This is a genomic window from Sandarakinorhabdus glacialis (genome assembly GCF_014643455.1).
In the GTDB taxonomy this organism is placed as follows: domain Bacteria; phylum Pseudomonadota; class Alphaproteobacteria; order Sphingomonadales; family Sphingomonadaceae; genus Sandarakinorhabdus; species Sandarakinorhabdus glacialis.
This window is the reverse complement of sequence record NZ_BMJM01000001.1, coordinates 432,370-458,190: the sequence shown is the minus strand read 5'-3', so window position 1 is coordinate 458,190 and position 25,821 is coordinate 432,370. Positions and strand designations below refer to the sequence as shown.

Annotated in this window: 24 protein-coding genes and 2 pseudogenes; 16 read left to right on the top strand and 10 right to left on the bottom strand. The window is 65.1% G+C overall.

The genetic code is table 11. The features are described from left to right. The first annotated feature begins 13 nt into the window (after positions 1 to 13). Positions 14 to 1,309: an MFS transporter gene (locus tag IEW98_RS02255; protein WP_188761274.1), complete on the top strand. Its 1,296-nt coding sequence runs from the start codon at positions 14 to 16 to the stop codon at positions 1,307 to 1,309. 26 nt (positions 1,310 to 1,335) lie between these two features. Further along, the gene (cysK, locus tag IEW98_RS02250; protein WP_188761273.1) at positions 1,336 to 2,256 is read left to right on the top strand and encodes a cysteine synthase A; all 921 of its coding nucleotides are present in this window, start codon (positions 1,336 to 1,338) and stop codon (positions 2,254 to 2,256) included. A gap of 54 nt (positions 2,257 to 2,310) precedes the next feature. On the opposite strand, the gene IEW98_RS02245 is transcribed toward cysK, so the two are convergent. The 7 genes from IEW98_RS02245 to hisI all read right to left on the bottom strand — a co-directional run bounded on the left by IEW98_RS02245 (position 2,311) and on the right by hisI (position 10,136). Next, positions 2,311 to 3,129 (bottom strand): metallophosphoesterase, encoded by an 819-nt coding sequence (locus IEW98_RS02245; protein WP_188761272.1) that lies wholly within the window; start codon positions 3,127 to 3,129, stop codon positions 2,311 to 2,313. A 125-nt stretch (positions 3,130 to 3,254) separates the two neighbouring features. Then, complete coding sequence (locus IEW98_RS02240) at positions 3,255 to 5,444, bottom strand: 3-hydroxyacyl-CoA dehydrogenase NAD-binding domain-containing protein (RefSeq protein WP_188761271.1); 2,190 nt, start codon at positions 5,442 to 5,444, stop codon at positions 3,255 to 3,257. 112 nt (positions 5,445 to 5,556) lie between these two features. Next, positions 5,557 to 6,768, bottom strand: a complete 1,212-nt coding sequence (locus tag IEW98_RS02235) for an acetyl-CoA C-acetyltransferase (protein ID WP_188761270.1) — start codon at positions 6,766 to 6,768, stop codon at positions 5,557 to 5,559. Positions 6,769 to 6,849: 81 nt separating this feature from the next. After that, on the bottom strand, positions 6,850 to 8,640 hold the full coding sequence (locus IEW98_RS02230) for an acyl-CoA dehydrogenase C-terminal domain-containing protein (protein WP_188761269.1): 1,791 nt from the start codon (positions 8,638 to 8,640) through the stop codon (positions 6,850 to 6,852). 23 nt (positions 8,641 to 8,663) lie between these two features. Beyond that, positions 8,664 to 9,101: a MerR family transcriptional regulator gene (locus IEW98_RS02225; protein ID WP_188761268.1), complete on the bottom strand. Its 438-nt coding sequence runs from the start codon at positions 9,099 to 9,101 to the stop codon at positions 8,664 to 8,666. 31 nt (positions 9,102 to 9,132) lie between these two features. Next, a complete protein-coding gene (locus IEW98_RS02220; protein ID WP_207792480.1) occupies positions 9,133 to 9,759 on the bottom strand; it encodes an NAD-dependent epimerase/dehydratase family protein in 627 nt (208 codons plus the stop codon). Then, a complete protein-coding gene (gene hisI / locus IEW98_RS02215) occupies positions 9,756 to 10,136 on the bottom strand; it encodes a phosphoribosyl-AMP cyclohydrolase (RefSeq protein ID WP_188761267.1) in 381 nt (126 codons plus the stop codon). Before hisI ends, IEW98_RS02220 begins: the two co-directional genes overlap by 4 nt. Before the next feature lie 100 nt (positions 10,137 to 10,236). On the opposite strand from hisI, the gene purF reads away from it, so the two are divergent. From purF to IEW98_RS02200, 3 genes are all read left to right on the top strand, one after another. Continuing rightward, a complete protein-coding gene (purF, locus tag IEW98_RS02210; protein ID WP_188761266.1) occupies positions 10,237 to 11,694 on the top strand; it encodes an amidophosphoribosyltransferase in 1,458 nt (485 codons plus the stop codon). A 135-nt stretch (positions 11,695 to 11,829) separates the two neighbouring features. Then, positions 11,830 to 12,513 carry an SDR family NAD(P)-dependent oxidoreductase gene (locus tag IEW98_RS02205; RefSeq protein WP_188761265.1) on the top strand — a complete coding sequence of 228 codons (684 nt, stop codon included), beginning with the start codon at positions 11,830 to 11,832 and terminating at the stop codon, positions 12,511 to 12,513. Then, the gene (locus tag IEW98_RS02200) at positions 12,510 to 13,121 is read left to right on the top strand and encodes a flagellar basal body-associated FliL family protein (RefSeq protein WP_188761264.1); all 612 of its coding nucleotides are present in this window, start codon (positions 12,510 to 12,512) and stop codon (positions 13,119 to 13,121) included. The genes IEW98_RS02205 and IEW98_RS02200 overlap by 4 nt, the downstream gene beginning before the upstream one ends. A gap of 126 nt (positions 13,122 to 13,247) precedes the next feature. Here IEW98_RS02200 and def read toward each other — a convergent pair whose 3' ends face one another. Beyond that, complete coding sequence (gene def, locus IEW98_RS02195; RefSeq protein WP_188761263.1) at positions 13,248 to 13,802, bottom strand: peptide deformylase; 555 nt, start codon at positions 13,800 to 13,802, stop codon at positions 13,248 to 13,250. Positions 13,803 to 13,919: 117 nt separating this feature from the next. After that, on the bottom strand, positions 13,920 to 14,516 hold the full coding sequence (gene recR / locus IEW98_RS02190) for a recombination mediator RecR (RefSeq protein WP_188761262.1): 597 nt from the start codon (positions 14,514 to 14,516) through the stop codon (positions 13,920 to 13,922). 167 nt (positions 14,517 to 14,683) lie between these two features. Between recR and IEW98_RS02185 the strand changes: the two genes are divergently transcribed. The 7 genes and pseudogenes from IEW98_RS02185 (at position 14,684) to IEW98_RS16305 (ending at position 21,342) form a co-directional block, all read left to right on the top strand. Further along, the gene (locus IEW98_RS02185; RefSeq protein ID WP_188761261.1) at positions 14,684 to 15,310 is read left to right on the top strand and encodes a PEPxxWA-CTERM sorting domain-containing protein; all 627 of its coding nucleotides are present in this window, start codon (positions 14,684 to 14,686) and stop codon (positions 15,308 to 15,310) included. Between the two features lie 190 nt (positions 15,311 to 15,500). Further along, positions 15,501 to 18,182, top strand: coding sequence for an aconitate hydratase AcnA (gene acnA, locus IEW98_RS02180; RefSeq protein WP_188761260.1), 2,682 nt, complete (start codon positions 15,501 to 15,503; stop codon positions 18,180 to 18,182). 3 nt (positions 18,183 to 18,185) lie between these two features. Next, positions 18,186 to 18,548, top strand: a complete 363-nt coding sequence (locus IEW98_RS02175; RefSeq protein ID WP_188761259.1) for a hypothetical protein — start codon at positions 18,186 to 18,188, stop codon at positions 18,546 to 18,548. Between the two features lie 100 nt (positions 18,549 to 18,648). Continuing rightward, positions 18,649 to 19,308 (top strand): annotated as a pseudogene (locus IEW98_RS16875) (trypsin-like serine peptidase); the annotation flags it as partial. Between the two features lie 489 nt (positions 19,309 to 19,797). Beyond that, positions 19,798 to 19,905: pseudogene (locus IEW98_RS16870) on the top strand (PEPxxWA-CTERM sorting domain-containing protein); the annotation flags it as partial. 276 nt (positions 19,906 to 20,181) lie between these two features. Continuing rightward, positions 20,182 to 21,009 (top strand): NF038122 family metalloprotease, encoded by an 828-nt coding sequence (locus IEW98_RS02165; RefSeq protein WP_243450507.1) that lies wholly within the window; start codon positions 20,182 to 20,184, stop codon positions 21,007 to 21,009. A 9-nt stretch (positions 21,010 to 21,018) separates the two neighbouring features. Continuing rightward, the gene (locus tag IEW98_RS16305) at positions 21,019 to 21,342 is read left to right on the top strand and encodes a PEPxxWA-CTERM sorting domain-containing protein (RefSeq protein ID WP_243450506.1); all 324 of its coding nucleotides are present in this window, start codon (positions 21,019 to 21,021) and stop codon (positions 21,340 to 21,342) included. A 6-nt stretch (positions 21,343 to 21,348) separates the two neighbouring features. Here IEW98_RS16305 and IEW98_RS02160 read toward each other — a convergent pair whose 3' ends face one another. Further along, the gene (locus tag IEW98_RS02160) at positions 21,349 to 22,050 is read right to left on the bottom strand and encodes an HAD family hydrolase (RefSeq protein ID WP_188761257.1); all 702 of its coding nucleotides are present in this window, start codon (positions 22,048 to 22,050) and stop codon (positions 21,349 to 21,351) included. A gap of 183 nt (positions 22,051 to 22,233) precedes the next feature. Between IEW98_RS02160 and IEW98_RS02155 the strand changes: the two genes are divergently transcribed. Genes IEW98_RS02155 through IEW98_RS02140 form a run of 4 tightly spaced genes read left to right on the top strand, consistent with a single transcriptional unit; the run spans position 22,234 to position 25,758 of the window. Next, the gene (locus IEW98_RS02155) at positions 22,234 to 23,376 is read left to right on the top strand and encodes an ABC transporter permease (RefSeq protein ID WP_188761256.1); all 1,143 of its coding nucleotides are present in this window, start codon (positions 22,234 to 22,236) and stop codon (positions 23,374 to 23,376) included. After that, positions 23,376 to 24,188: an ABC transporter ATP-binding protein gene (locus IEW98_RS02150; protein WP_188761255.1), complete on the top strand. Its 813-nt coding sequence runs from the start codon at positions 23,376 to 23,378 to the stop codon at positions 24,186 to 24,188. The genes IEW98_RS02155 and IEW98_RS02150 overlap by 1 nt, the downstream gene beginning before the upstream one ends. Beyond that, positions 24,188 to 25,150, top strand: a complete 963-nt coding sequence (locus IEW98_RS02145) for an MlaD family protein (RefSeq protein ID WP_188761254.1) — start codon at positions 24,188 to 24,190, stop codon at positions 25,148 to 25,150. Before IEW98_RS02150 ends, IEW98_RS02145 begins: the two co-directional genes overlap by 1 nt. Then, on the top strand, positions 25,147 to 25,758 hold the full coding sequence (locus tag IEW98_RS02140; protein WP_188761253.1) for an ABC-type transport auxiliary lipoprotein family protein: 612 nt from the start codon (positions 25,147 to 25,149) through the stop codon (positions 25,756 to 25,758). The genes IEW98_RS02145 and IEW98_RS02140 overlap by 4 nt, the downstream gene beginning before the upstream one ends. Positions 25,759 to 25,821 lie beyond the last annotated feature (63 nt).

The window sequence follows — 25,821 nt, the reverse complement described above, 5'->3', positions numbered from 1 at the left end:
AAACCCGGCTGCAGTGGCCAATATTCCCGCACCCCTCTTAATTCCCGACTACCGCGCCTTTTGGGTCGCGCGCTTCCTCGCAACCGTCGGCGGCATGATGCTGGTCATCGTCATCGGCTGGCAAGTCTATGACATCGCCCGCCAAACGATGTCCCCGCGCGACGCCGCCTTCCTCCTCGGCATGGTCGGACTGGTGCAGTTCCTGCCGCTGTTCAGCCTCACGCTGGTCGTCGGCGTCGTCGCCGACCGCGTCGATCGCCGCTACATCGCCCGCGCCGCGCTCGCGCTCGAACTATTATGCGCCGGCGCACTGGCGTATCTCTCGCTACGCCACGAGATCACCATTCCGGCGCTGTTCATCGTCGCCGCCCTGCTCGGCGTCGGCCGCGCCTTCGCCGGGCCGTCGCTCAGCGCCCTTGCTCCCAACCTCGTGCCGCGCGCCATCCTGCCCTCAGCAATCGCGCTCAATGCCATCAGCTGGCAATCGGGCGCCGTCCTCGGGCCACCGCTCGGCGCCTATCTCTACGCCGCCGATCCAGCCAGCCCCTATGTCATCGCTGCGATGCTGTTTGCCGGCGCCATGTATGCGCTGTTCCGCATCGGCCCGGTGCCGCGCCCCGAGCCATCGAAAATCTCGCCATGGCGCAGCCTCGTCGAAGGCCTTGGCTATGTCCGTCACAACCGCATCGTGCTCGGCGCCATCAGCCTCGACCTGTTCGCCGTCCTGCTCGGCGGCGCCACCGCGATGCTACCGGTCTATGCCCGCGACGTCCTCCATGTCGGCGTCGAGGGCCTTGGCCCGCTGCGCGCCGCTCCCGCCGTCGGTGCCGCGCTGACCGCCCTGGTCCTCGCCGTCCGCCCGATCAAGCGCCACGTCGGCCCGATCATGTTCGCCTGTGTCGCGCTGTTCGGCATCGCCACCATCGTCTTCGGCCAATCGACCAATTTGCGCCTGTCGATGGGCGCGCTCGTCGTCCTCGGTGCCGCCGACATGATCTCGGTCTATATCCGCTCGTCGCTGATCCAGCTCCACACCCCCGACGCCATGCGCGGCCGCGTCTCCTCGGTGTCGATGCTCTTCGTCTCCGCCTCCAACGAGCTCGGCGAGTTCGAAAGCGGGGTGACCGCCGCCTGGTTCGGCCCCGTCGAGGCAGTCATCGCCGGCGGCATCGGCGCCGTCGTCGTCACCGGCATCTGGGCCTGGCAGTTCCCCGAGCTGCGCCGCGCCGACCGCTTCGTCGATCCGGAGGCGCCGCCTGACCCGCCGGCCCTGTCGCCGGGTGGCGAGAAGCCCAGCCCGGCGCTATAAAGCGCCATTGCAATGGAGTGCCCCCAATGAAGGCCAGTTCCGTCCTCGAAACCATCGGCAACACGCCGCATATCCGCTTTGCCCGACTGTTCCCCGGCACCGAAGTCTGGATCAAGTCCGAGCGCGCCAACCCCGGCGCCTCAATCAAGGACCGCATCGCGCTCGCCATGATCGAAGCCGCCGAGGCCGATGGCAGCCTGCTCCCCGGCGGCACCATCGTCGAACCGACCAGCGGCAACACCGGCATCGGCCTCGCCATGGTCGCCGCGGTCAAGGGCTACAAGCTCATCCTCGTCATGCCCGAATCGATGTCCCTTGAACGCCGGCGCCTCATGCTCGCCTATGGCGCCAGTTTCGCCCTGACGCCGCGCGAAAAGGGCATGAAGGGCGCCATCGCCCACGCCACCGAGATCGTCGCCGAAACCCCCGGCGCCTGGATGCCAGCGCAGTTCGAGAATCCCGCCAACATCGCCGTCCATGTCGCTACAACGGCGCCCGAGATCCTCGCCGATTTCACCGATACCCCGATCGACGCGATCATCACCGGCGTCGGCACCGGCGGCCACATCACCGGCGTCGCCGAAGCGCTGAAGAAATCCTGGCCCAACCTCAAGGTCTTCGCCGTCGAACCGACGAGTTCGCCGGTCATCTCGGGCGGCCAGCCCGCGCCCCATCCCATCCAGGGCATCGGCGCCGGCTTCATCCCCGCCAATCTCCACACCCAGATGCTCGACGGCGTCATCCAGGTCGATCCCGCCGACGCCAAGGCCTGGGCGCTGCGCTCGGCCAAGGAAGAAGGCATCCTCGTCGGCATCTCGTCAGGCGCCACCCTCGCCGCCATCGCGCAGAAAATCCCCGAGCTGCCGGCGAACGCGCGCATCCTCGGCTTCAACTACGACACCGGCGAACGCTACCTCTCGGTCCCGGAATTCCTCCCCACCGAATAAACCTTCCTTCCCCCCTCCCTCCTTCGAGGGAGGGGTCGGGGGCGGGTTGCATCCTTACTTCTCGCCCATCGCCGCTGGCACCAACAAAATCTCGACAATTTCCGGCCGCACCCCGATCCGCACGGGCAGCACCGACGTACTAAGTCCCGACGACACCACCAGTGTCTGCCCATGCTCGCGGAACAAGCCCCGCAGATGCGTATCGTAGAACGGTCCGATCCGCCGCGTTCCCAGCAAAGGCAGGACAATCTGCCCGCCATGGGTATGCCCGGCGATCATCAGCTGTACCCGCTTCGGCATCGTCTCGAAATAATCCGGCTCGTGCACCAGCACGATCAACGGCTTGTCGTCTGGCGCGCTGTCGACGGCACTTCGCAGATTGCAGGCCGGATCCGGCGGCATGGCGCGCGAGCGTGCGCCGACCAGCGCCACCGGCCCGACATCGACCGCGGCCCCCACCAGCAACTTCACTGAATCCCGCGCCATCACCCGCCGCGTCCAGTACGGCTGGTCGTGGTTGCCAAGCACGGCGAACACCCCCAGCGGTGCGCGCAAGTCGGCCAGCGGCTCCAGCGCCTGCTCGAGCGTCAGGCTTGGCCAAGTCACGATATGCCCGTCGCTATAGTCGCCGCTCAGCACGATAACGTCGGGCTTCAGCGCGTTCGCCTGCGCCACGATCGTCCGTAGCCGCCGAGGCGGCATAGTGTAGAAATTGGCGTGGGTATCGCTCAGCTGGACGATCTTGAGCGGTGCCGACAGCCCGACGATCGGCACCACATACCGCACCACCCGGGGCGTCTGCCACGCGCCCCACAGTCCGAACAGCGCAAGGCCGACCGGGAGCAGGAAGAAGGCCAGCAGAGTTTTGCGCATCGATGCCTTGGTATGTTTGGTTCAAAGTTTCCTGTCATCCCGGGCTTGACCAGGGACCCAGTTACTTCTGTGCGCAGACAAGAAACCGAATCCCGGATCAATCCCGGTATCGCGATCTGTTATGGTCAGGCGGCGGCCTTCAATTTCGCCCGGCCATAGAATGTCTCGCCCGCAGCCGCCATCTCGCGGAGCAGTGCCGGCGGGCTGAAGCGCTCGCCGTGCGCCTGCGCCAGCCGGTCCAGCGTCGCCACGACATCGGCGATACCCACCGTGTCCATATGGCTGAACGGCCCGCCGGTGAACGGCGCGAAACCCCAGCCGAAAATCGCACCGAGATCGCCGTCCTCGGGCGTTTCGAGCACGCCTTCGGCAAAGCAGCGCGCGCATTCGACGAGCTGGCGATACAGCAACCGTTCCTTGACCTCGGCTGGGCTCGGCTGCTCGGCCGCCGCGCCGCCGGCGACCGTCGCCAGCAATTCGGGCCAGATAAACTTCTTTCCGCCGCCCTCGGGATAGACGTAAAATCCCTTGGCGTTCTTGCGGCCCTGGCGGCCAAGCTCGTGCATCGTCGTGATGACGCCATCGGCCGGACCCGGCTTGTAGGCGTCGCCAAGGTCGGCCCTCGTCTGCTGGCCAACCTTGTACGACAGGTCGAGCCCGACTTCGTCGTTCACCGCAAGCGGCCCGACGGGCATGCCCATCTGCTTGCCGACATTCTCGATCAGCGCCGGCACGGTGCCCTCGCCGAGCAGCGCCAGCCCCTCCTGCACATAGGTGCCGAAGCAGCGCGACGTGTAGAAACCGCGGCTGTCGTTGACGACGATCGGCGTCTTGCGGATCGCCGCGACATAGTCGAGCGCCTTGGCGATCGCTTCGGCGCCCGTCTTCTTGCCGACGATGATCTCGACCAAAGGCATCTTTTCGACCGGCGAGAAGAAGTGGATGCCGATGAAATTCTCCGGCTTGGTCCAGGCTTCGGCGAGGCCGGTGATCGGCAGCGTCGAAGTGTTCGACCCGAAGATCGTGTCGGCGCCGACAACGGCCTCGGTCGCCTTGGTGACGCCGGCCTTGATCTCGCGGGTCTCGAAGACGGCCTCGATGATCAGGTCGCAGCCGGCCAGGTCGGCGTAATTCGCGGTCGGGTGGATGCGATCGAGGATGACCTGTGCCTTGGCCGGATCGGTGCGCTTCTTCGCCAGCCGGTCGGCGGTATATTGCTTGCCCTTTTCGGCGGCGGCCAGATCACGATCGAGCAATACCACCTCGATCCCGGCCTGCGCCGTCACCATGGCGACCCCTGCCCCCATCAACCCGGCGCCGAGCATGCCGATCTTTTTCGTCGGCATCGGCGCGATGCCGGCCGGACGCCGCGCGCCCTTTTCGGCGGCCTGTTTCGACACGAATAGGCTGCGGATCATATTGCCCGCCTGTGGATCGGCGACGACCTTGGCGAAATACTTGCTCTCGACGCGGATCGCGGTGTCCATCGGCAATTGCGCGCCCTCATAGACGGCGCTGAGGATCGCCTTGGGGGCGTTCATGTTGTCGCCGGCATTGACGTGCGTCATCGCGGTGCCGGCCATGAAGGTCTGGGCGAACGCCGGGTTCATCGCGCCGACGCCGCCGGGGAAGCGGAAGCCCTTTTCGTCCCACGGCTGAATGCCCTTGGTCGGGTTGGCCTTGACCCACGCCTTTGCGGTTGCAACCACATCGGCCGCGGGCACGACAGCCTGGACGACGCCGAAACCGAGCGCTTCCTGCGGGCTCATGTTCTTGCCCTGAAGCAGGTACATCAGCGCCGGCTGGACGCCCATCAGGCGCGGCAACCGCTGGGTGCCGCCGGCACCGGGGAACAGCCCGACCATGACTTCGGGCAGACCAAGCGTAATCTTCGGATTGTCGGCAATGACGCGATAATGGCAGGCGAGGATGAACTCGAGCCCGCCGCCAAGCGCGAGACCGTTGACGGCAGCAGCGACCGGCTTGCCGCAGGTTTCGAGATCGCGGAGCAGCCTGTTGAGCTGGAAGACGCTGTCGAACAGCGCCGCCATCTTCGACTTACCCTCGGAAACAACGCCACCCCCGATCAGCGCGCCGATGCCCTTGAGGTCGGCACCCGCCATGAACCCCGAAGCCTTGCCGCTGGTCAGTACCGCACCTTTGATGGCGGGGTCGGTCTTCAACCGCTCGATCGCGGCGGCAAGATCACGCGAAACCTCGGGCGTGATGACGTTCATCGACTGCCCAGGCACGTCGATCGTAAGCAGCAAAATGCCATCGGCATCGATTTCGGAACGGATTGCGGTATCGGTCATGGTGGGTCTCCCCTGAAGTATCAAAATGTCCCGTCACCCCGGCGAAGGCCGGGGCCCATCTCCTGCACGTCCCGAAGATGGGCCCCGGCCGTCGCCAGGGTCACAGCAAAAGCTAGATCCGCTCGATAATCGTGCCGGTACCCATACCCGCACCCACGCACAAATTGATCAGCGCCGTCCCCTTGCCGGTCCGCTCCAACTCATCGAGCACCGTCCCCAGAATCATGCCGCCAGTGGCCCCGAGCGGATGCCCCATGGCAATCGCGCCGCCGTTCACATTGACCCGGTCATGCGACAGGTTCAGCGCCTGCATATACCGCAGCACCACCGAAGCGAACGCCTCGTTCAATTCAAACAAATCGATGTCGTCCTTGGTCATGCCGGCGCGCTGCAGCACCTTGGCCGCGACAAATTCCGGCCCGGTCAGCATGATCATCGGCTCCGAGCCGATCGACGCAGTGGCGCGGATGCGGGCGCGCGGTTTCAACCCGTATTTCTCGCCCATTTCCTTGTTGCCGATCAGCACGGCGGACGCGCCATCGACGATTCCCGACGAATTGCCGCCGTGATGGACATGGTCGATCTTCTCGATTTCGGGATAACGCATCAACGCGATCGCATCGAAGCCCGGCATCTGCTCGCCCAGCGCTGCAAACGCCGGCGCCAGCGACCCCAGCGACTGCATGTCGGTGTTCGGCCGCATATGCTCATCGTGATCGAGCACGACCTCGCCGATCACGTCGCGCACGCCGATGACGCTGTTCTTGAACCGCCCCTCGCTCCACGCCTTGGCCGCGCGCTTCTGGCTTTCCATTGCATAAGCATCGACATCGGCGCGGCTGAAACCATATTTCGTCGCGATCAAATCGGCACCGATGCCCTGCGGCGCGAAATAGGTCTTCCAAGCCACGGCAGGGTCCATCGCCCAGGCCGCGCCATCGGAGCCCATCGGCACCCGGCTCATGCTTTCGACGCCGCCGCCGATGGCGAACATCGCCTCGCCGATCATCACCTTGGCCGCCGCCATGTTGACGGCTTCCAGCCCCGACGCGCAGAACCGATTGATCTGCACCCCGGCCGTGGTCTCGGCATAATCGGCGTTGAGCACCGCGACGCGCGCGATGTCCGACCCCTGCTCGCCGACCGGCGACACACAACCGAAAATCACATCGTCGACATCGCTGGTATCGATGCCCGTCCGGTCGCGCACCGCCTGCAGCACCTGCGTCCCGAGCTGGATAGGCGTGATCTCGTGAAGCTTGCCGTCCTTCTTGCCCTTGCCGCGAGGGGTCCGAACCACATCGTAGATATAGGCTTCAACCATAATCTCATCCTTCTGCTCCCCTCCCTTCTTCAAGGGAGGGGTCGGGGGTGGGTGACTCTATCGACGCACCCGAAATTCAGTTCAAAACGCCTCCGCCGGCATCGCCATCATCGCCTCGCACCCCGCCTCGAGCTTCGCCCGCAGCGCCCGCACATCGGGAAAATACCGCTCTGCATAGTAACGCGCCGTCACCAGCTTTGCCGTATAGAAATCGGCATCCGATGCCCCGCCATCAAGCGCCTCGATGCTCGCCTTGGCCATCAAGAGCCACATATGGCCAAGCGCCACAATGCCCATCAAATGCAGATACGCCGTCGCCCCCGCGCCGGCATTGTCAGGCTTGGCCATGCCGTTCTGCATCAGCCACATCGTCGCCGCCTGCAAATCGCCGACCGCCTTCTCGAGCGGTTTCGCCACCACCGCCAGCCGCTCGTCGCTCGCGCCAGCGATTACTTCGCCCACAGCCGCAAAATACGCTCGCAGCCCGCGCCCGCCGTTCATCGCCAGCTTGCGGCCGACAAGGTCCATCGCCTGGATGCCGTTGGTGCCCTCGTAGATCTGCGCGATCCGCGCATCGCGGACGAACTGCTCCATCCCCCATTCGCGGATATAGCCATGGCCGCCGTAAACCTGCTGGCTCTCGGTGGCGATGCGATAGCCGAGATCGGTGCAATAGCCCTTGATCACCGGCGTCAGCAGCGAGATCAAATCATCCGCCATCTGGCGTTCCTCGGACGTCGCCGCCTTTTTCGCCAAGTCGACCTGCAACGCCCCCCACAGGATCAGCGCCCGCGCACCCTCGTTGAACGCCCGCCCATCCATCAGCATCCGCCGCACATCGGGGTGGACGATAATCGGATCGGCCTTGGCCTCGGGTTGCGCCGGGCCGGTCAGCGCGCGGCCCTGGATGCGGTCCTTGGCATAGGTCACGGCGTTCTGATAGGCGACCTCGCCCATCGCCAACCCCTGCACGCCGACACCCAGCCGCGCCGCATTCATCATGATGAACATCGCCCGCAGGCCCTTGTTCTCCTCGCCAAGCATGAACCCGGTGGCGCCATCGTAATTCATCACGCACGTCGCATTGGCGTGGATGCCCATCTTGTGCTCGATCGAGCCACAGACGACGCCGTTACACACGCCAAGCGTACCGTCGTCGTTGACGAGAAACTTGGGCACGATGAACAGCGAGATGCCCTTCACATTGTCGGGCGCGCCCGCCGTCTTCGCCAGCACCAGGTGAATGATATTGTCCGACAGGTCGTGCTCGCCCGCCGAAATGAAGATCTTGCTGCCCGAGATCGCATGGGAGCCATCGGCCTGCGGCTCGGCGCGCGTCCGGATCAGCCCCAGGTCCGTCCCGCAATGCGCCTCGGTCAGGTTCATCGTGCCCGTCCAGCGCCCGGCCACCATGTCGGGCAGGTACTTCTTCTTCTGCGCCTCGCTGCCGACCGCCTCGATCGCTGCCTGCGCGCCTTCGCTCAGCCCCGGATACATGCCGAACGCCATGTTCGCGCTCGACATATATTCCGAAAACGCCGTGCCGACGACGTAAGGCAGCCCCTGCCCGCCGAATTCCTCGTCGGCCATCAACGTGCCCCAGCCGGCCTCGACGAACTGCGCATAGGCGGCCTTGAACCCCGCCGGCGTCGTCACGCTGCCGTCGGCGGCGCGGGTGCAACCCTCGATGTCGCCCGACAGATTGATCGGCGCGATGACCTGCTCGCAGAACTTGCCACCTTCCTCAAGGATCGCCTTGACGACATCGGGCGTCGCCTGCGCAAACCCCGGCAAATTGCTGTATTTCTCAAGCCCGACAATGGCATCGAGAACGAACTGCGTATCCTTCACGGGGGCGCGATAGGCGGGCATGCAAAAGTCCTTGGAAAGCAAGTTTACTGGTTGGCGACCTTCGGAGTCACCGTCTCGACGACCGCACAAAAGCTCTCGAGCTCCTCGATCGTCGCATCGATATCGGCACGCTGTTCCGCCAGCGCCTGGATCCGCGCCCGGCACTTGTCGAGCGTCACACGCCGCTGGGTCGAACGATTGTCGTCAAGGTCGTAAAGGTCGATCATCTCGCGGATCTCGGCGAGCGAAAACCCGACATTCTTGGCGCGCAAGATCCACGCCAGCCGGGCGCGATCCCGCCGCGAATAGACCCGGTTCTGCCCGTGCCGCTCGGGCGCAATCAGGCCCTGGTCCTCATAGAAACGGATCGCCCGCGGCGTTACGTTGAAGGTCAGGGCCAGCTCGGTAATGGTGAAGCTCGCCGCCGCATCATCGAGCTGCGACCCCTTGATGACAGCAAAAACGTGCGCGGATTCCGACATGCAAAAATACTAGTTGACGTTAACGTAAGGGTCAAGCGGCCAGCGCGCGGATCGCACGGTTGTGGTGAACGAAACGCCCCGGCACGACGCGGACCGAAAGCTTCACGATAGCGCGCGCGATGTCACCCGCCGAGACTGCGCCATAGCGCGCCAAGCCGCACACCAACAGCGGGTTCAATACCGGCATCAACCGCTGGAAAAACGCCTCCGCCGGCCGCCGCTCGGCCCTCGGCCCAAGGATCAGCCCCGGCTGGACGATATCGAGCCGCGCGAACCCCATCGCCCCCAGCGCCGCCTCGACCTCACCCTTCACCCGCGAATAAAACACCCGCGACCCGGCATCCGCCCCCACCGACGACACCAGGATGAACCGCGACGCCCCCGCTGCCTTCGCCGCGCGAGCAAACGCCAGCACCGCATCATGATCGACCGCTCGAAACGCCGCCTCACTCCCCGCCGCCCGGATCGTCGTCCCCAGCGCGCAAATCGCCACCTCGGCCGCCGGCAGCTCGGGCAATGCCGCGAAATCCGCCACCACCTCGCCGGCAATCCCCGTCGCGCGCCGCCCCACCGGCACTACCGAGACCCGGGCCGCCAGCAATCGCGCCAACACCCGCGACCCGACCATCCCCGTCGCGCCCGCCAGCAACACAGTCACGCGCCGCTATCCCGCACCAAACCGTTCGCCCCAACCACCCGGTAAAAGCAAGACCGCTCCCCCGTATGACAAGCCGGGCCCGCTGGTTCGACCTTCATCCACACCGCATCCTGGTCGCAATCGATCCGCATCTCGATCACCCGCTGCGTCGACCCCGATGTCGCGCCCTTGTGCCAAAGCTCCTGCCGCGACCGGCTCCAATAATGTGCTTCCCCCGTCGCGAGCGTCGCCGCCAGGGCATCGGCGTTCATATGCGCCACCATCAGCACCTCGCCGCTGGCCACATCGGTCGCCACCGCGGTGATCAATCCATGCGCATCCCAGCGCGGATTCAGCCCCAGCCCAGACTCTAACGATGTTTCACGCGCATCGCTCATATGACAGTTCCGCTTCGCTTATGGGGGCGACAAGTCCGCCGTCACTCCCTATATGCCGCGAAGGCAAGGCGCTGGCGAGGCTCCCATTCCAATGACAAGCATGATGACCACCGACCCGTGGGAGGACGACCATCTCCACGAGGAATGCGGCGTTTTCGGCGTCTATGGCGCCGATGGAGCCGCGGCGCTCACCGCCCTCGGTCTCCATGCGCTCCAGCACCGCGGCCAGGAAGCCGCCGGCATCACCACCTGGGACGGCAAGGATTTCCACACCCACCGCGCCATGGGGCACGTCGCCGGAAATTTCGACAGCGACGAAGTCATCCGCAAGCTGAAGGGCGATGTCGCCATCGGCCACAACCGCTACAGCACCACCGGCGAGACGGCCTTGCGCAACGTCCAGCCGCTGTTCGCCGAGCTGTCCTCGGGCGGTTTCGCCATCGCGCACAACGGCAACATCTCCAACGCTGCCACAATGCGCCGCGATCTCGTCCGGCGCGGCTCGATCTTCCAGTCGACCAGCGATACCGAGGTCATCATCCACCTCGTCGCCACCTCGTCGTACCGCACCCTGCTCGATCGCTTCATCGATGCATTGAAGCGCGTCGAGGGCGCCTATAGCCTGCTTTGCCTGACCCCGGAGGGCATGCTCGCCTGCCGCGATCCGCTCGGCATCCGGCCATTGGTGCTCGGCCGCCTTGGCGACGCGTATATCCTCGCGTCGGAAACCGTCGCACTCGATGTCGTCGGTGCCACTTTCCTGCGCGCCGTCGAGCCCGGCGAGCTCATTATCATCAGCCCGCGCGGCCTGCGCTCGCTGCGCCCCTTCGAGACCCAGCGCCCGCGCCCGTGTATCTTCGAGCATGTTTATTTCAGCCGTCCCGATTCGGTCGTCGACGGCAGCAGCGTATATCAGGTTCGCAAGAAGATCGGCGTCGAGCTCGCCCGCGAGAGCCCGGTGATCGCCGACATGGTCGTTCCCGTCCCCGATTCGGGCACCCCCGCCGCCATCGGCTATGCCCAGGAATCGGGCCTGCCCTTCGAACTCGGCATCATCCGCTCGCATTATGTCGGCCGCACCTTCATCCAGCCCGGCGACCAGATTCGCAACCTCGGCGTCAAGCTCAAGCACAACGCCAATCGCGCCATGATCACCGGCAAGCGCATCGTCCTCATCGATGATTCGATCGTCCGCGGCACGACTTCGCTCAAGATCGTCCAGATGCTCCGCGAAGCCGGCGCCGAGGAGGTCCATATGCGGATCGCCAGCCCGCCGACCCGCCACAGCTGCTATTACGGCGTCGACACCCCCGAACGCTCCAAACTGCTGGCAGCGCAAATGGATGTCGAGCGGATGCGCGACTATATCAAGGTCGACAGCCTCGCTTTCCTGTCGATCGACGGCCTTTACCGCGCGCTCGGCGAGGAAATGCGCAACGACAACGCCCCCCAGCATTGCGACGCCTGCTTCACCGGCGACTACCCCACCCGCCTGACCGACCAGGAAGACATCGAAGTCCCCGACCAGCTCAGCCTGCTCGCCGAGCGGGTAATCTAACTTCCTTCCCCCCTCCCTTCTTCAAGGGAGGGGTCGGGGGTGGGTGACTCTGCGACGCAGCCCCACCTCCCGCCAGAGTCACCCAACTCCAGCCCCTCCCTTGAAAGGGAGGAGAGCGCAGGCTACCTCGCCCCCATGACCGACCCAACCAACCAAAAGATCGCCCTGGTAACCGGCGCCAGCCGCGGCATCGGCGCCGCCATCGCGCTCGCGCTCGCCGCCACCGGCCACCACCTCATCCTCACCGGTCGCACCGAAAAAGACCTCGCCATCACCGAGGGCAAGATCCACGACGCCGGCGGCACCGCCACCATCGCCCCCTTCGACCTCGTCGACTCCGACGCCATCGACCGCCTCGCCGCAGCGATCGGCGCCCGCTGGGGCCATCTCGACGTCCTCGTCCTCAACGCCGGCATGCTCGGCACCCTCGGCCCCGTCACCCACCAGGTCCCCGCCGAATGGGACAAGGTCATCGCCCTTAACCTGACCGCCAATTTCCACCTCATCCGCGCCTTCGACCCCTGGCTCCGCGCCAGTCCCGCCGCCGATGTCGTCGCCCTCACCTCGTCGGTCGCCGCCAAGCCGCGTGCCTATTGGGGCGCCTATGCCGCGTCGAAAGCCGGCCTCGAAAACCTCATCGCCACCTATGGTGCCGAGACTGCCACCGTCTCCGAAATCCGCACCCACATCGTCGATCCCGGCGGCACCCGCACCGCGATGCGCGCCCGCGCCTTCCCCGGCGAAGACCCCTCCACCGTCAAGCCGCCCGAACACGTCGCCGCTATGGCCCTCGCCGCACTGGCACTCCGCGGCCAATGACCGACCAGCCTGACACGCCGCAAGCCGCCGCCAAACGCCGCCGCCGCTGGATCACCCTCGGTGAAACCATCGGCATCGTCGCGCTCGGCATTTCGGCCGCCAGCCTGTGGGATTCCCACCAGCAGCGCGAGGCCGAACGCGCCGTCGCCGCCGAGCAAAAGTCTGCGCCCGTCCGCGTCGCGCCCCTCGTCCTCACCGCCAGCGTCACCGACGAAGGCGAAACCCTGCGCCTCGCCACGTCGAGCAGCGACCGCGTCATCCAGACCCAGACCATCAGCTTCCCGACCGCATTCGGCGCCGACCCGGTCGACACCGTCGGCAATTCCCGCCTCGAAACCGGCTGGTTCGCCGCCGGCCTGCGCAGCGCCCTCGGCGACGACCGCAAGTCCCGCCGCCTGCCGGTCGCCATCGTCACCACCTATCTCGACGACGGCACTGAACGCACCGACACCGCGATCTACGACATCGGCCATGGCTGGCGCACCCGCCTGATCGGCAGCGACGTCCCCACCCTCGAAGGCATCACCCTGGTCGCCCGTGGCGAGAAAAACCTGCAAGCCCGTGTCGACGCCCGCTGGACCAAAGCCCACCCGCCGAAAACGGAGTAGCTTACTGGCTCCCCTCCCTTTCTTAAGGGAGGGGCTGGGGGCGGGTGACTCTGCTCTGTCTCACTTCCCCCCTCCCTTCTTCAAGGGAGGGGTCGGGGGAGGGTCCCTCTGTCGATCAAAGCCGTCCTAAGCCGCCTTCGCCCGTCGCAGCTTCTCCAGCTTCTTCAACATCATGTCGCGCTTCAGCTTCGACAGATGATCGATAAACAACACCCCCTCGAGATGGTCCATCTCGTGCTGGAGGCACGTCGCCAGCATGCCATCCAATTCCTGCTCATGCGCCGCGCCGGTCTCGTCGAGCCATTTCGCCCGCACCCGCGACGGCCGGTCGACATCGGCGAACAGTTCGGGCACCGAAAGGCAGCCCTCGTTATAGACTGTCAGCTCGTCCGACTCCCAGACGATCTCGGGATTGATGAACACCCGCGGCTCGTTGACGTACTTGACGTCCTTGGGATCGGCGTCCGGATCGGTGTCGTCCGCCGGCCGCTGCAAGTCGATGACCAGGATCCGCTCCGCCACCCCGACCTGCACCGCCGCCAGCCCAATGCCCGGCGCATCGTACATCGTCTCGAACATGTCGGCGATTAGCGTGCGGTGCGCATCGGTAACACTCGCCACCGGCGTGGAAATAACCCGCAACCGCGGATCGGGAGTTTCAATGATCTCAAGAATAGCCATAGCCGCTCAGCTAGTGATTCCACCCCAAAAAATCAAGAAACTCCCTCCCCCCTGCGGGGAGAGCGACTCACGCTCTTGCGTGAGCGGGGTGGGGGTCCCCATCCAACAAAACGGCCCCTACTCCACCAACCGCCGCGCCCTAAGCGCCAGCGCCAACGTCCCCTCATCCAGATAATCCAGCTCGCCCCCCACCGGCAGACCCTGCGCCAGTTGCATCACCCGCACCCCCGACCCGGCCAGCCGCTCTGCGACATAATGCATCGTCGTCTGCCCCTCGAGCGTCGCATTCATCGCCAGCACGACCTCGGCAAAACCGCCCTCGGCGATCCGCGCCACCAGCGCATCGACCGCCAAATCCTCCGGCCGCACGCCATCCAGTGCCGACAACCGCCCGCCCAGCACATGATACCGCCCGGCAAACAACCGCGCCCGGTCCAGCGCCCACAAATCCGCCACTTCCTCGACCACGCACAATGACGCCGTGTCCCGCCGCGGGTCGGTGCACACCCCGCACGGATCGCGGGTATCGACATTGCCGCACACCGCGCACGTCACCAGATTGCGCTCGACCGCCTGCAACGCCGCCACCAGCGGCACCAGCGCCGTCTCACGCTTCTTGATGAGGTGCAGCACCGCACGCCGTGCCGATCGCGGGCCAAGGCCCGGCAGCCGCGCCAGTGCCTGCGTCAACGCATCGATTTCAGGAGACGACATGCGACAGATATGGCGACTTGGCCGCGGCACGGCAACCGTAACAAGACATTCATCGCAGATCGATCGATCTGCAACCGGCCCGCCAAAATCCTGCGTTAAGTGTAGGTAAGCCTTACATACACAATGGCACCCGTTCGTTAAGCCCCTGTAATGACAAGATGCGGCGATTGGCACAAGTTTTGCATTGGTGGATTTGCATGAGGTTCAGGAAACCCCACGCAAAAAAATTCGCAGGGGTACTCCAAATGATCGATCGTTTTTCACTGCTTGCGGCCGTCACGCTCGCCGTTGCCACGTTTGCAGCGCCGGCATCTGCGGTTTCGCTGACTGGCCTTACCGTCCAGGTTGCGCATGAGTTTCCCGAGTTGGGATCATTCGATTTTGGTCCGGCCAACTACACCGTCGGCACCACCGCGCCGCTCAGTTATTACGGCCTCGCCGATATTTCGGTCGGCGCCACGACCTTCACCATCAATGTATTTTGCGGCGCTCGTTGCACCTGGTCGCCAGCGGACTTCAACGGTTTCGTTCTTTTCGACACATATAGCGTCGCTTCGCCCTTCTCTGTGTCGATAAACAGCGCAACCAGCTATGCCGGCTTCGATGCCTCACGCATATCGTTCGATGACAACACCGTGCGCGTCAACCTCGCCGGGCTCGATGCCAATGGCCTGATCGTTATCAACGTCGCCGGTTCGGTTCCCGAGCCACGGAGCTGGGCAATGCTGATCGCCGGCTTCGGTCTTGTCGGTGCCGCGATGCGCAAGCGCTCGAAAGCAACGCTTGCTGCCTGACCTCCCGTGAACGACTGAAAAAAGGGCGCTGCCGGATTGCCGGCAGCGCCCTTTTTGCTGGCTGCCGTCCATCGCCGGCGCTCGCCGCCGACGTGCCAAACACGGGCACGTGCCCGCGCCGCCACCCTTCCCGCGCCCGCCCCCTTGCGCTAGACCGCCCTCAAACCGGATTCGTGAAGGACCAGATGCCATGACTGCCATCGGACAAGACAGCCTGAAAACCCGCCGCACCCTCGATGTCGGTGGCAAGTCCTACAGCTACTTCAGCCTCGATGCCGCTGCCGCAGCACTCGGCGATATCAGCCGGCTACCTTATTCGATGAAGGTCCTGTTCGAAAACCTGCTGCGTTTCGAAGACGGCACCACCGTCAAAGTCGACGATTTGAAGGCCCTCGTCGCCTGGCTGGCCACCGGCAAGTCCGACCACGAGATCAACTATCGCCCCGCCCGCGTCCTCATGCAGGATTTCACCGGCGTCCCCTGCGTCGTCGATCTCGCCGCCATGCGCGACGCGATGACCAAGCTCGGCGGCGACCCGCAAAAGATCAACCCGCAAGTCCCCGTCGATCTCGTCATCGATCACAGCGTCATGGTCGACGAATTCGGCAATGCTACTGCGTACGAGGACAATATGGACCTCGAATACGCCCGCAACATCGAGCGCTACGAATTCCTGCGTTGGGGGTCGTCGGCGCTCAAGGGCTTCCGCGTCGTCCCGCCAGGCACCGGCATCTGCCACCAGGTCAATCTCGAATATCTCGCCCAGGCAGTCTGGACCTCCGAAGACGAGAGCGGCGAAACCATTGCCTATCCGGATACCGTCGTCGGCACTGACAGCCACACCACGATGATCAACGGCCTCGGCGTGCTCGGCTGGGGCGTCGGCGGCATCGAGGCCGAAGCAGCGATGCTCGGCCAGCCGGTCTCGATGCTCATCCCCGAAGTCGTCGGCTTTAAGCTCGAAGGCAACATGGCCGAGGGCATCACCGCCACCGATCTCGTGCTTACCGTCACCCAGATGCTCCGCGCCAAGGGCGTCGTCGGGCGCTTCGTCGAATTCTACGGCCCCGGCCTCGATGCACTGACCCTTGCCGATCGCGCCACCATCGCCAACATGGCCCCCGAATACGGCGCCACCTGCGGCTTCTTCCCGATCGACGAAGCCACTTTGTCGTATATGCGCCTCTCCGGCCGCACCGACGAACGCATCGCGCTCGTAAAGGCCTATTGTCAGGCGCAGGGGCTGTGGCGCGAAACCGACACCCCCGATCCGGTCTTCACCGACACCCTCGGGCTCGATCTCGGCACTGTCCTGCCCAGCCTCGCCGGCCCGCGCCGCCCACAGGACAAGGTCCTGCTGTCGGAGGCCAAGCCCGCGTTCGAAGCCGAGCTTCTAGGCGGCTACAAGCAGACCGAGACGATGTTCAAGCGCGTGCCCGTCACCGGCGCCAACTTCGATATCGGCCACGGCGACGTCGTCATCGCCGCGATCACCAGCTGCACCAACACCTCGAACCCCAACGTCCTCGTCGCCGCCGGTCTCGTCGCCCGCAAGGCCCATGCCCTCGGCCTCAAGTCGAAGCCGTGGGTAAAGACCTCGCTCGCCCCCGGCTCCAAGGTCGTCACCGACTATTTCGCCAAATCCGGCCTGCAGACCGACCTCGACGCCCTCGGCTTCAACCTCGTCGGCTATGGCTGCACGACCTGCATCGGCAACTCCGGGCCATTGCCCGAGCCGATCAGCGACGCCATCAACAACAACGACATTGTCGCCGCCTCGGTGCTGTCGGGCAACCGCAACTTCGAAGGCCGGGTCTCGCCCGACGTCCGCGCCAACTACCTGGCCTCGCCGCCGCTCGTCGTCGCCTATGCGATCGCCGGCACGATGCGCCTCGACCTGACCACCGAGAGCCTCGGCGAAGGCATCAACGGCCCGGTGTTCCTCAAGGACATCTGGCCGACCAACCAGGAAGTTGCCGCGATGGTGCTGTCGTCGGTCACCGCCGAGATGTTCCGCGCCCGCTACGACAATGTCTTCGACGGCGACGAGCGCTGGCAGGGCATCAAGATCGAGGGCGGCGCCACCTATAAGTGGAACCCGTCCTCGACCTACGTCCAGAACCCGCCGTACTTCGAAGGCATGACGATGACCCCGCAGCCAACGCAGGACATCAACGGCGCCCGCCCGCTCGCCATCTTCGCCGATTCGATCACCACCGATCACATCTCGCCCGCCGGTTCGATCAAGGAAGTCTCCCCCGCCGGCCGCTACCTCGGCGAACGCCAGGTCGCGCGAGCCGACTTCAACTCGTACGGCGCCCGCCGCGGCAACCACGAGATCATGATGCGCGGCACCTTTGCCAACATCCGCATCCGCAACGAGATGGTCCCCGGCGTCGAGGGCGGCGTGACCAGGCACATCCCGTCGGGCGAACAGCTCGCCATCTTCGACGCGGCGGCGCGCTACCAGTCCGAAGGCACCCCGCTGATCGTGGTCGCCGGCAAGGAATACGGCACAGGCTCGTCGCGCGACTGGGCCGCCAAGGGCACGACGCTTCTCGGCGTCCGCGCCGTCATCGCCGAAAGCTTCGAGCGCATCCACCGCTCGAACCTCGTCGGCATGGGCGTGCTCCCATTGCAGTTCGCCGAAGGCCATGACCGCAAGACCGCCGGTCTCGACGGTACGGAGATCTTCGACATCGTCGGTGTCGCGACGCTCAAGCCGCGCCAGACGGTCACCGTCAACTTCACCCGCGCCGACGGCATCACCGGCAGCTTCGAAACCCGTTGCCGGATCGATACCGAGCAGGAACTCGAATATTTCTATGCCGGCGGCATCCTGCCCTACGTGCTGCGCAAACTCGCCGCCTGACCGGTGCGTCGTCGCCGTCGGCGGCGACGCTTCAAACCCGCCACGCCGGCCGAGTCCCGGTTTGGCGCGATCTTGCCGCCTCACGCGCAGGTTGGGCCGAATCACCGCGTCGGCCCTGCCGCCCCTGAAGCCATCGGCGTGCAGCATCCGCATGGCGGGCAGGCGACCTTCGTTGCGTCGAAATCCGGCTACACTATTGCCGCGGCCCTCGAACCGTGTTGGGCGATGCTCGACGCCAATATTTGGCAATTCGGCACTATCATGCGTCGCCACCTCGCGAAAATCGCACGAATGCCAAACGTGCCCGCGAAAGACCTGACAATGCCACCGGCTCACCGTTACGCGCATGTCACGAACCTTCAATAAAACACTGCCCGTTAACCAGTTCGCAGTTGCAATAAACCAATTGTGAAATATCGTGTCCTCGCACGCCAACGGGGGCGGCTTCTTTTTCCGGAAGTTCGAGATGCGCCAGTATAATATTCCTGTGTCAATTCTGGGTCTCGGCGCGGTGACCGCGCTGATGGCATCACCTGCCGCCGCAACTTCGATCGCCTTCGAAACTTCCAGTCAGCCATCGCTGATCGGCTCGTCCGGCGCCAAGTCGGTCAGCGGCACCCGCGACGGCCTTACCTGGACCGCCGCCAGCCGCATCATCGGCCAGACGCCGACGTCCAACGTCCCCGTCCCGCCCGCCACTGGCACCGGCGGCGGCGACCCCATCTACAAGCCCAGCGCCAACAAGAGCGGCGTCGTCGCCCTCATCATGACCTATGCCAATGGCTCGCGCTTCATCTGTTCGGGCAGCCTGCTCGGCGACGGCATGTCGATCGCCACCGCCGGCCATTGCGTCAGCGGCGGTGCCGGCACGCCCAACCCGGTTTCGACCACCGCTTATTTCTTCGATGGCAATGCCGACGCGCGCACCCCCTTCAAGCCGGGCGGCTATTCGATCGATGTCAGCAAGTACATAGTCAACGAGGGCTATACCGGCGAAGTCATCGACCAGAACGACATCGCCATCCTGCGCCTCGAACATGCGGCATCACGGGCGTTCGAGCGCTATGACCTGTTCACCGCTGACCTGACCGGCGAGCAGTTCAACGTCGCCGGCTATGGCACGCGTTCGAACGTCGGCGGTGCATCCGGCAACACGCCGCCGGCCAACGCCCAGACCGGCTACCTGCGCGAAGGCGACAACATCTATGACTATGCCTGGGGCAATCCGCTGTTCCAGGGCTTCTTCACCGATATCGACCCCGCCACCGGCGAAAATTTCTTCGGCACCGCCGATGTCGAGTTCAGCTTCATCTCCGATTTCGACAACGGGCTGGCAGCACAAAGCCAGGCAACGCGGATCGCCAACGCCCTCGGCCTTGGTCCCATCGGCACTGCCAACTTCGCCGATCTCGGTCTCGGCGAGCGCGAGGTCAATATTGCCGGCGGCGATTCCGGCGGCCCGGGCTTCATCGACGGCAAGCTGTCGTCGATCAACTCCTATGGCCTGACCTTCGGCGCCGGTTTCGGCGATTTCGGTGGCGGCCTCAACTCCGGCTGGGGTGAATTCAGCGGCTATGTGCCGATCTTCATCCATACCGATTTCATCGCAGCGGCAATGGCCGTTCCCGAACCCGGCACCTGGGCAATGCTCATCGCCGGCTTTGGCCTCACCGGCGCTTCGATGCGTCGCCGCCGTGCCAAGGCGATAACGCTCAACGCCTGATCTCTACAGCGCTAAAATGGCGGCGCTGCCTTTGCCTCGGCAACAGGCAGCGCCGCTTTTTATTGCCCTGTTTACATGCATGGTCCCGCCATCTTCAGGCTTTGCCGGGGCATCGTCACACTCTGGTCAATTCCGGACGTATTCGCTTGCGTCCGAACGCGCGCGCCATATCATCCGCATCCAAGGGTAGGGATTCGGCTCGGCACCAGACCGCGGCATATACCGGCAGGACCTTGGCAAACGTTGTTTTTTGCGTGGCTTTGAGAAGGGGTTTTGATGCGCAGCGCTCGGTTTCTCGGAATGGTCTCCGTCCTCACGATCGGGGCAGCGCTCGCCGCCCCGGCATCGGCGCTTACCATCAAGCTTATCGACCAGGGCGGCGTCAACGGCACCGCCGCGCAAAGGGGTTTCGGCATCGCGGCGCGCTATTGGGAAAGCGTCATCACCAGCGACGCTGCGGTGCGCTTCGACGTCAGCTTCGAATCGCTCGGCGCCGGCATCCTCGGTTCGACCGGCAGCACGCTGTTCACCTATGTCCCCATCTCGACCTACAAGTCCCTGCTCAGCGGCAGCGCCAACAGCGCCCTCGATGCAAAGGCCCTCGCCAATTTCGCGCCGCTCAGCCCCACCGGCGGTGTCACCGTCACCGTTCCCGATTATTTCGAGCCGAAGGCCCAGGACGGCGTCTCGGCAACCGGATCGCGCATCGCACCCGATGATACCGCCATCGCCAATACGATCGCCCTGTCGTCCGCCAATGTGAAGGCACTGGTCGGCGGCTTTGGAGATGTTGTCGACGGTGAGATCGCCTTCTCGAGCGATTTCAATTTCGATTTCGATCCGCGCGACGGCATCACCGCCGGCAGCTACGACTTCATCGGCGTCGCCATCCACGAAATGGGTCACGCCCTCGGCTTCCTCAGCGGCGCGCAAGATTTCGACTATAGCGTCGGCGGCGGTTTTCCCGTTGACGAATTCTGGTGGGGCTATAGCGCTGACTTGTTCCGCTATTCGGCGCCCGGCGTCCTCGACTGGACCTTCGGCACCGACAGCTACTTCTCGATCGATGGTGGCGTCACCGTCTTCGACGACGGCTATTTCTAGACCGGCGATGTGAACGGCGACGGCTGGCAGGCGTCGCACTGGAAGGCCCCGGCCGTCTCCTGCGTCGACTTCCGCGGCATAATGAACCCCTATATCTGCAACGGCGTCGGTGACTCAGTCGAAAGCCTCGATCTGGCCCTGCTCGATGCCATCGGCTGGAACGTCAACGTCGATGTCCTCGCCAACCCCGGCTACACCTTCTCGACGGCACAAGCCTTCTCGGCCTTCGCCGCCTCGGTTCCCGAACCCGGCACCTGGGCAATGCTGATCGCCGGCTTTGGCCTTACCGGTGCAACAATGCGGCGCCGCCGGGCGACGGCGCTTACGGTCTGAAAGTCCTCAGGCGCGTTCGAAGAACGAACGCGCCGGTTGCCCCCAGTCGACGATGCGCCAGCCGCGTTCCTGCGCGAGCTGGCGTAGCGCTTTCGAAGGGTTGGCCGCAACCGCTTCGCCGCCGCTCGCCTCGGCCAGCTCGAACACCGGCCGGTCCGAAACATGGTCCGAATAAAACCGCACCGGTTCGCCCGCCAGCGCCTCGCGCTCCAGCCATGCCTCGACCAGCACGCGCTTGATATCGCCGTAACAATTGTCACCGCCCAGCCGATGGTGGAGATGGTCGTCGTCCCACCGCGAAGCCGTCGCGATCACGTCATCGATGCCCAGCTTGGCAGCGATTGCGCGCACATAATATTCGTTCGACGCCGTCGCCAGCACCAGCCGCTGACCTTCGGCACGATCGGCGGCGATCTGCGCCAGCGCGCCGGCAAAGATGTTGGTGGCAATCACCTTGTCGGCATAGGCATCGGCCGCCGCCAGCAGCCGCGTCCGCCCGACCCGCCGCCCCATGAACAGCCGGTGCCCGATCTCCTTCAACCGCGCCCGGGTGATCAGCCTGGCGGCATAGCCGATCAATGCCCCCGCCAGCAGTGGCACCAGCAGCAAGCGCCACGGCGCCTCCCGCCGCGCCCAGAACTTCAGCCACGGCGTCCAGGTGCCGCTGCGCGTGATGGTTCGGTCCATGTCATAGATGCTGATCGTCATGCTTTTGGCACCCTATCGTCTCCCGGCGCGAATGCCATGATGAACCCGCCCCGACGGCGCGCGTTTGCACAGGTGAAACGATCCTTTTTCCCGAAAGCCCGTTATTCCAACGCACAAATCCGTCGTTTGGTCGCCGTCATGCCCCTTGCCCCGGCTGCGGCAATACCGCACCTATGCAAGGGCATGACGACGCCCAGCATCCAGGACAGCGGCGATAACGATGGCGGTGGAAACACCGCCCGGCGCCTCGCCGTGAGCGGCGACCTGACTATGGACCATATCGCCGGCATCGTCGGGCCACTCCGCGCCATAACTCCCGGCGGCTCGGCTTTGGCCATCGACCTCGCGGGCATCGGCCGCATCGACACCTCAGGCGCCTGGCTCATCCACCGCCTGGTGCAGGACTGGACCGCCGCCGGCGTCCCCGCCACCATCGAAAACGCCTCGGGCGATGCGGACCGCCTGATCGCGCAGGTCGCCGCCAACGACAACCCCGTAGCCATCCGTGCCGTCCACGGCAATCGCGCCATCGAACGCCTCGACCGCATCGGCCGCGCCCTTTACGTCGCCGTCGAAAACGTCGGCAATTTCCTGGCCTTCCTTGGCCAGACCCTCATTGTCCTCGGCCAGACCCTCATCGGCCGCCGCCCGATGCGCTGGAACGCCTTCATTCATCAATGCGAGGCGGTCGGCGTCAACGCCATCCCCATCGTCGGGCTGCTGCTCTTCCTGGTCGGCATGGTCGTCGCCCAGCAGGGCGCAGTCCAGCTCCGCGCCTTCGGTGCCGAGGTCTTCGTCGTCAACCTCATCGGCCGCTCGGTGATGCGCGAGCTCGGCATCCTGCTCACCGCGATCATGGTCGCCGGCCGCTCGTCGTCGGCCTTCGCCGCCCAGATCGGCTCGATGAAGCTTAATCAGGAAGTCGACGCCCTCCACACTATCGGCATGTCGCCGATCGAAGTCCTCGTCGTCCCTCGGGTGATCGCCATGGGGCTCATGTTGTCGATGCTCGGATTTTTCGGCTCGTTCATGGCCATCCTCGGCGGCGGGCTGTTCTGCTGGATCTCGCTCGACATTCCCCCCGTCGCCTTCTTCCAGCGCCTGCAAGAGGTTACCCCGCTTTCCGACTTGGTCATCGGCATGATCAAGGCACCGATCTTCGGCGTCGTCATCGCCATGATGGGCTGCTTCCAGGGCATGCAGGTCACCGGCAACGCCGAATCCGTCGGCGAACGCACCACCCGCGCCGTCGTCGAATCGATCTTCGTCGTCATCGTCCTCGATGCGTTCTTCGCCGTCTTCTTCTCCGCGCTCGGCTTCAATTGATGCCCGGCTTGGGCCCCACCCTCGATGAAGACGATGCCGTCATCCGCGTCCGCGGCCTCGTTACCGGCTTCGGCGAGCAAATCATCCACGACAAGCTCGATCTCGACGTCCGCAAGGGCGAAATCCTCGGCGTCGTCGGCGGCTCGGGCACCGGCAAGTCCGTCCTCATGCGCGCCATCGTCGGCCTGCAATCCACCCGCGAAGGGAGCATAAAGGTCTTCGGCGAGGAAACCCGCGACCTCGATGCCGCCGCCGCCAAGGACCTGCGCCGCCGCTGGGGCGTCATGTTCCAGGAAGGCGCGTTGTTCTCCTCGCTCAGTGTTGCCGAAAACATCGAAGTCCCGATGCGCGAGTTCCTCGACCTGCCCGAACCGCTGATGGACGAACTCGCCGGCTACAAGGTCACCATGGTCGGGTTGCCCGTCGAAGCCGGTCCCAAATTCCCCTCCGAACTTTCCGGCGGCATGAAAAAACGCGCCGGCCTCGCCCGCGCCCTCTCGCTCGACCCGCTGCTGCTGTTCCTCGACGAACCCACCGCCGGCCTCGATCCGATCTCCGCGGCCGCCTTTGACGAGCTCATCAAGGTGCTCAAGGAAACCCTTGGCCTGACCGTATTCCTGATCACCCACGATCTCGATACGCTCCACGCCATCTGCGACCGCGTCGCCGTCCTCGCCGACAAGAAGGTGCTCGCGGTCGGCACCATCCCCGAACTCCTCACCTTCGATCACCCCTGGGTCCGCGAATATTTTTCGGGGCCCCGGGGCAGAGCAGCCGGCGCCGGCAAAACGAAAACCATGGAACCCGCCTGATGGAAACGCGCAGCAACTATGCCATCGTCGGCGCCGTGGTCGTCGCCATCACCGTTGCCATGTTCATCGGCGTACTCTGGCTGGCCCGCTTTGCCGGCGCCAACGACCAGCATTTCGACATCTTCTACAAGGAAGCCATCACCGGCCTCGCCGTCGGGTCGCCGGTCGCCTTCAACGGCGTCCCCGTCGGCAAGGTCGAACAGATCAAGCTCCTCCCCGAAACCCCGCAGTTCGTCCGCGTCCGCATCAGCGTCGGCGAGGAAGTCCCCGTCCTCAAGGGCACCACCGCCGCCGTCGAAGGCGTCGGCTTCACCGGCGTCAGCCAGATCTCGCTGTCGGGCGCCATGCAGGGTGCCGAACGCATCACCACCCCCGGGCCCTATGGCGTCCCCGTCATTCCGCCCCGCAGTGGCGGCCTCGGCGCCCTTCTCGCCAATGCGCCGGAACTGCTCAACAACGTCTCCAAGCTCACCGATCGCCTCGCCGAGGTCCTCGATCCGAACAACCGCAATTCGATCGCCAACATCCTGAAAAACACCGATCGCGCCACCAACGCGCTGGCCGATCGCGCCCCCGAAATCGCCGCGACCGTCATCGAGGCCCGCCAGACCCTCGCCGCCGCCACCGTCACCCTCAAGCGCGTCGACGGCCTCGTCGGCACCACCAACGCGCTGCTGACCTCCGATGGAAAACCCCTCGCCGAAGACCTGCGACGCGCCGTCAAGGCAGCCGAGTCCAGCCTCTCCCGCATCGACGAGCTGACCCGCGCCGCCAAACCCGGCCTCGACACGCTGACCACCGATACCCTGCCCGAAGCCAACCGCCTCGTCCGCGACCTGCGCGACCTGACCGGCAACCTCGGTGCCATCGCCGCCAAGCTCGACGAAGACCCCGCCGGCGCGCTCGTCGGCGGCCGCACCCTGCCCGAATACGACCCCTCGAAGACGAAAGCCGCGAAATGAAGCTCCCCGCTCTCGCCCCCCTGCTGGCGGTCGTCCTCCTCGCCGGCTGCGGTCCGCTGGTCCAGATCGGCGGTAACAGCACGCCGCCGTCGTCGCTGCTCACATTATCCGCCACCGCCGCACCGCGCGCCTATGACGGCCCCGCCAAGACTGCCGACACCATCAGCGTCGATATCCCCGCCGTCCCCGCCGTTCTCCAGACCCTGCGCGTGCCGGTCGTCACCTCGGCCACCGAAGTCAGCTACCTCACCGCCGCCACTTGGGCCGAGCAACCCAACCGTCAGTTCCAGCGCGTCCTCGCCGACACCCTCGCCGCCAATGGCCTCGCCGTCATCGACGTCCGCAGCTCGAATACCCCCCCCACCCGCCAGCTGACCGGCGCTCTGCGGGTCTTCGGCCTCGACGTCAGCGACCCCGCCAACCCCCAGGTCCGCGTCCGCTACGACGCCCAGATCGCCTATCCGCGCAATCCCGGCGCCACCGTCACCCTGCGCCGTTTCGAAGCCGCCGAACCCGCCTTCGACCAGACCCCCGCCGCCGTCGCCGCCGCCCTCAACCGCGCCGCCAACAAGATCGCCGCCGAAGTCGCCGCCTGGTCCCGCACTTAGCCTTCTTCCCCCTCCCTACTTCTAGGGAGGGGTCGGGGGCGGGTTTCTTGCTTCCTGCTCCCC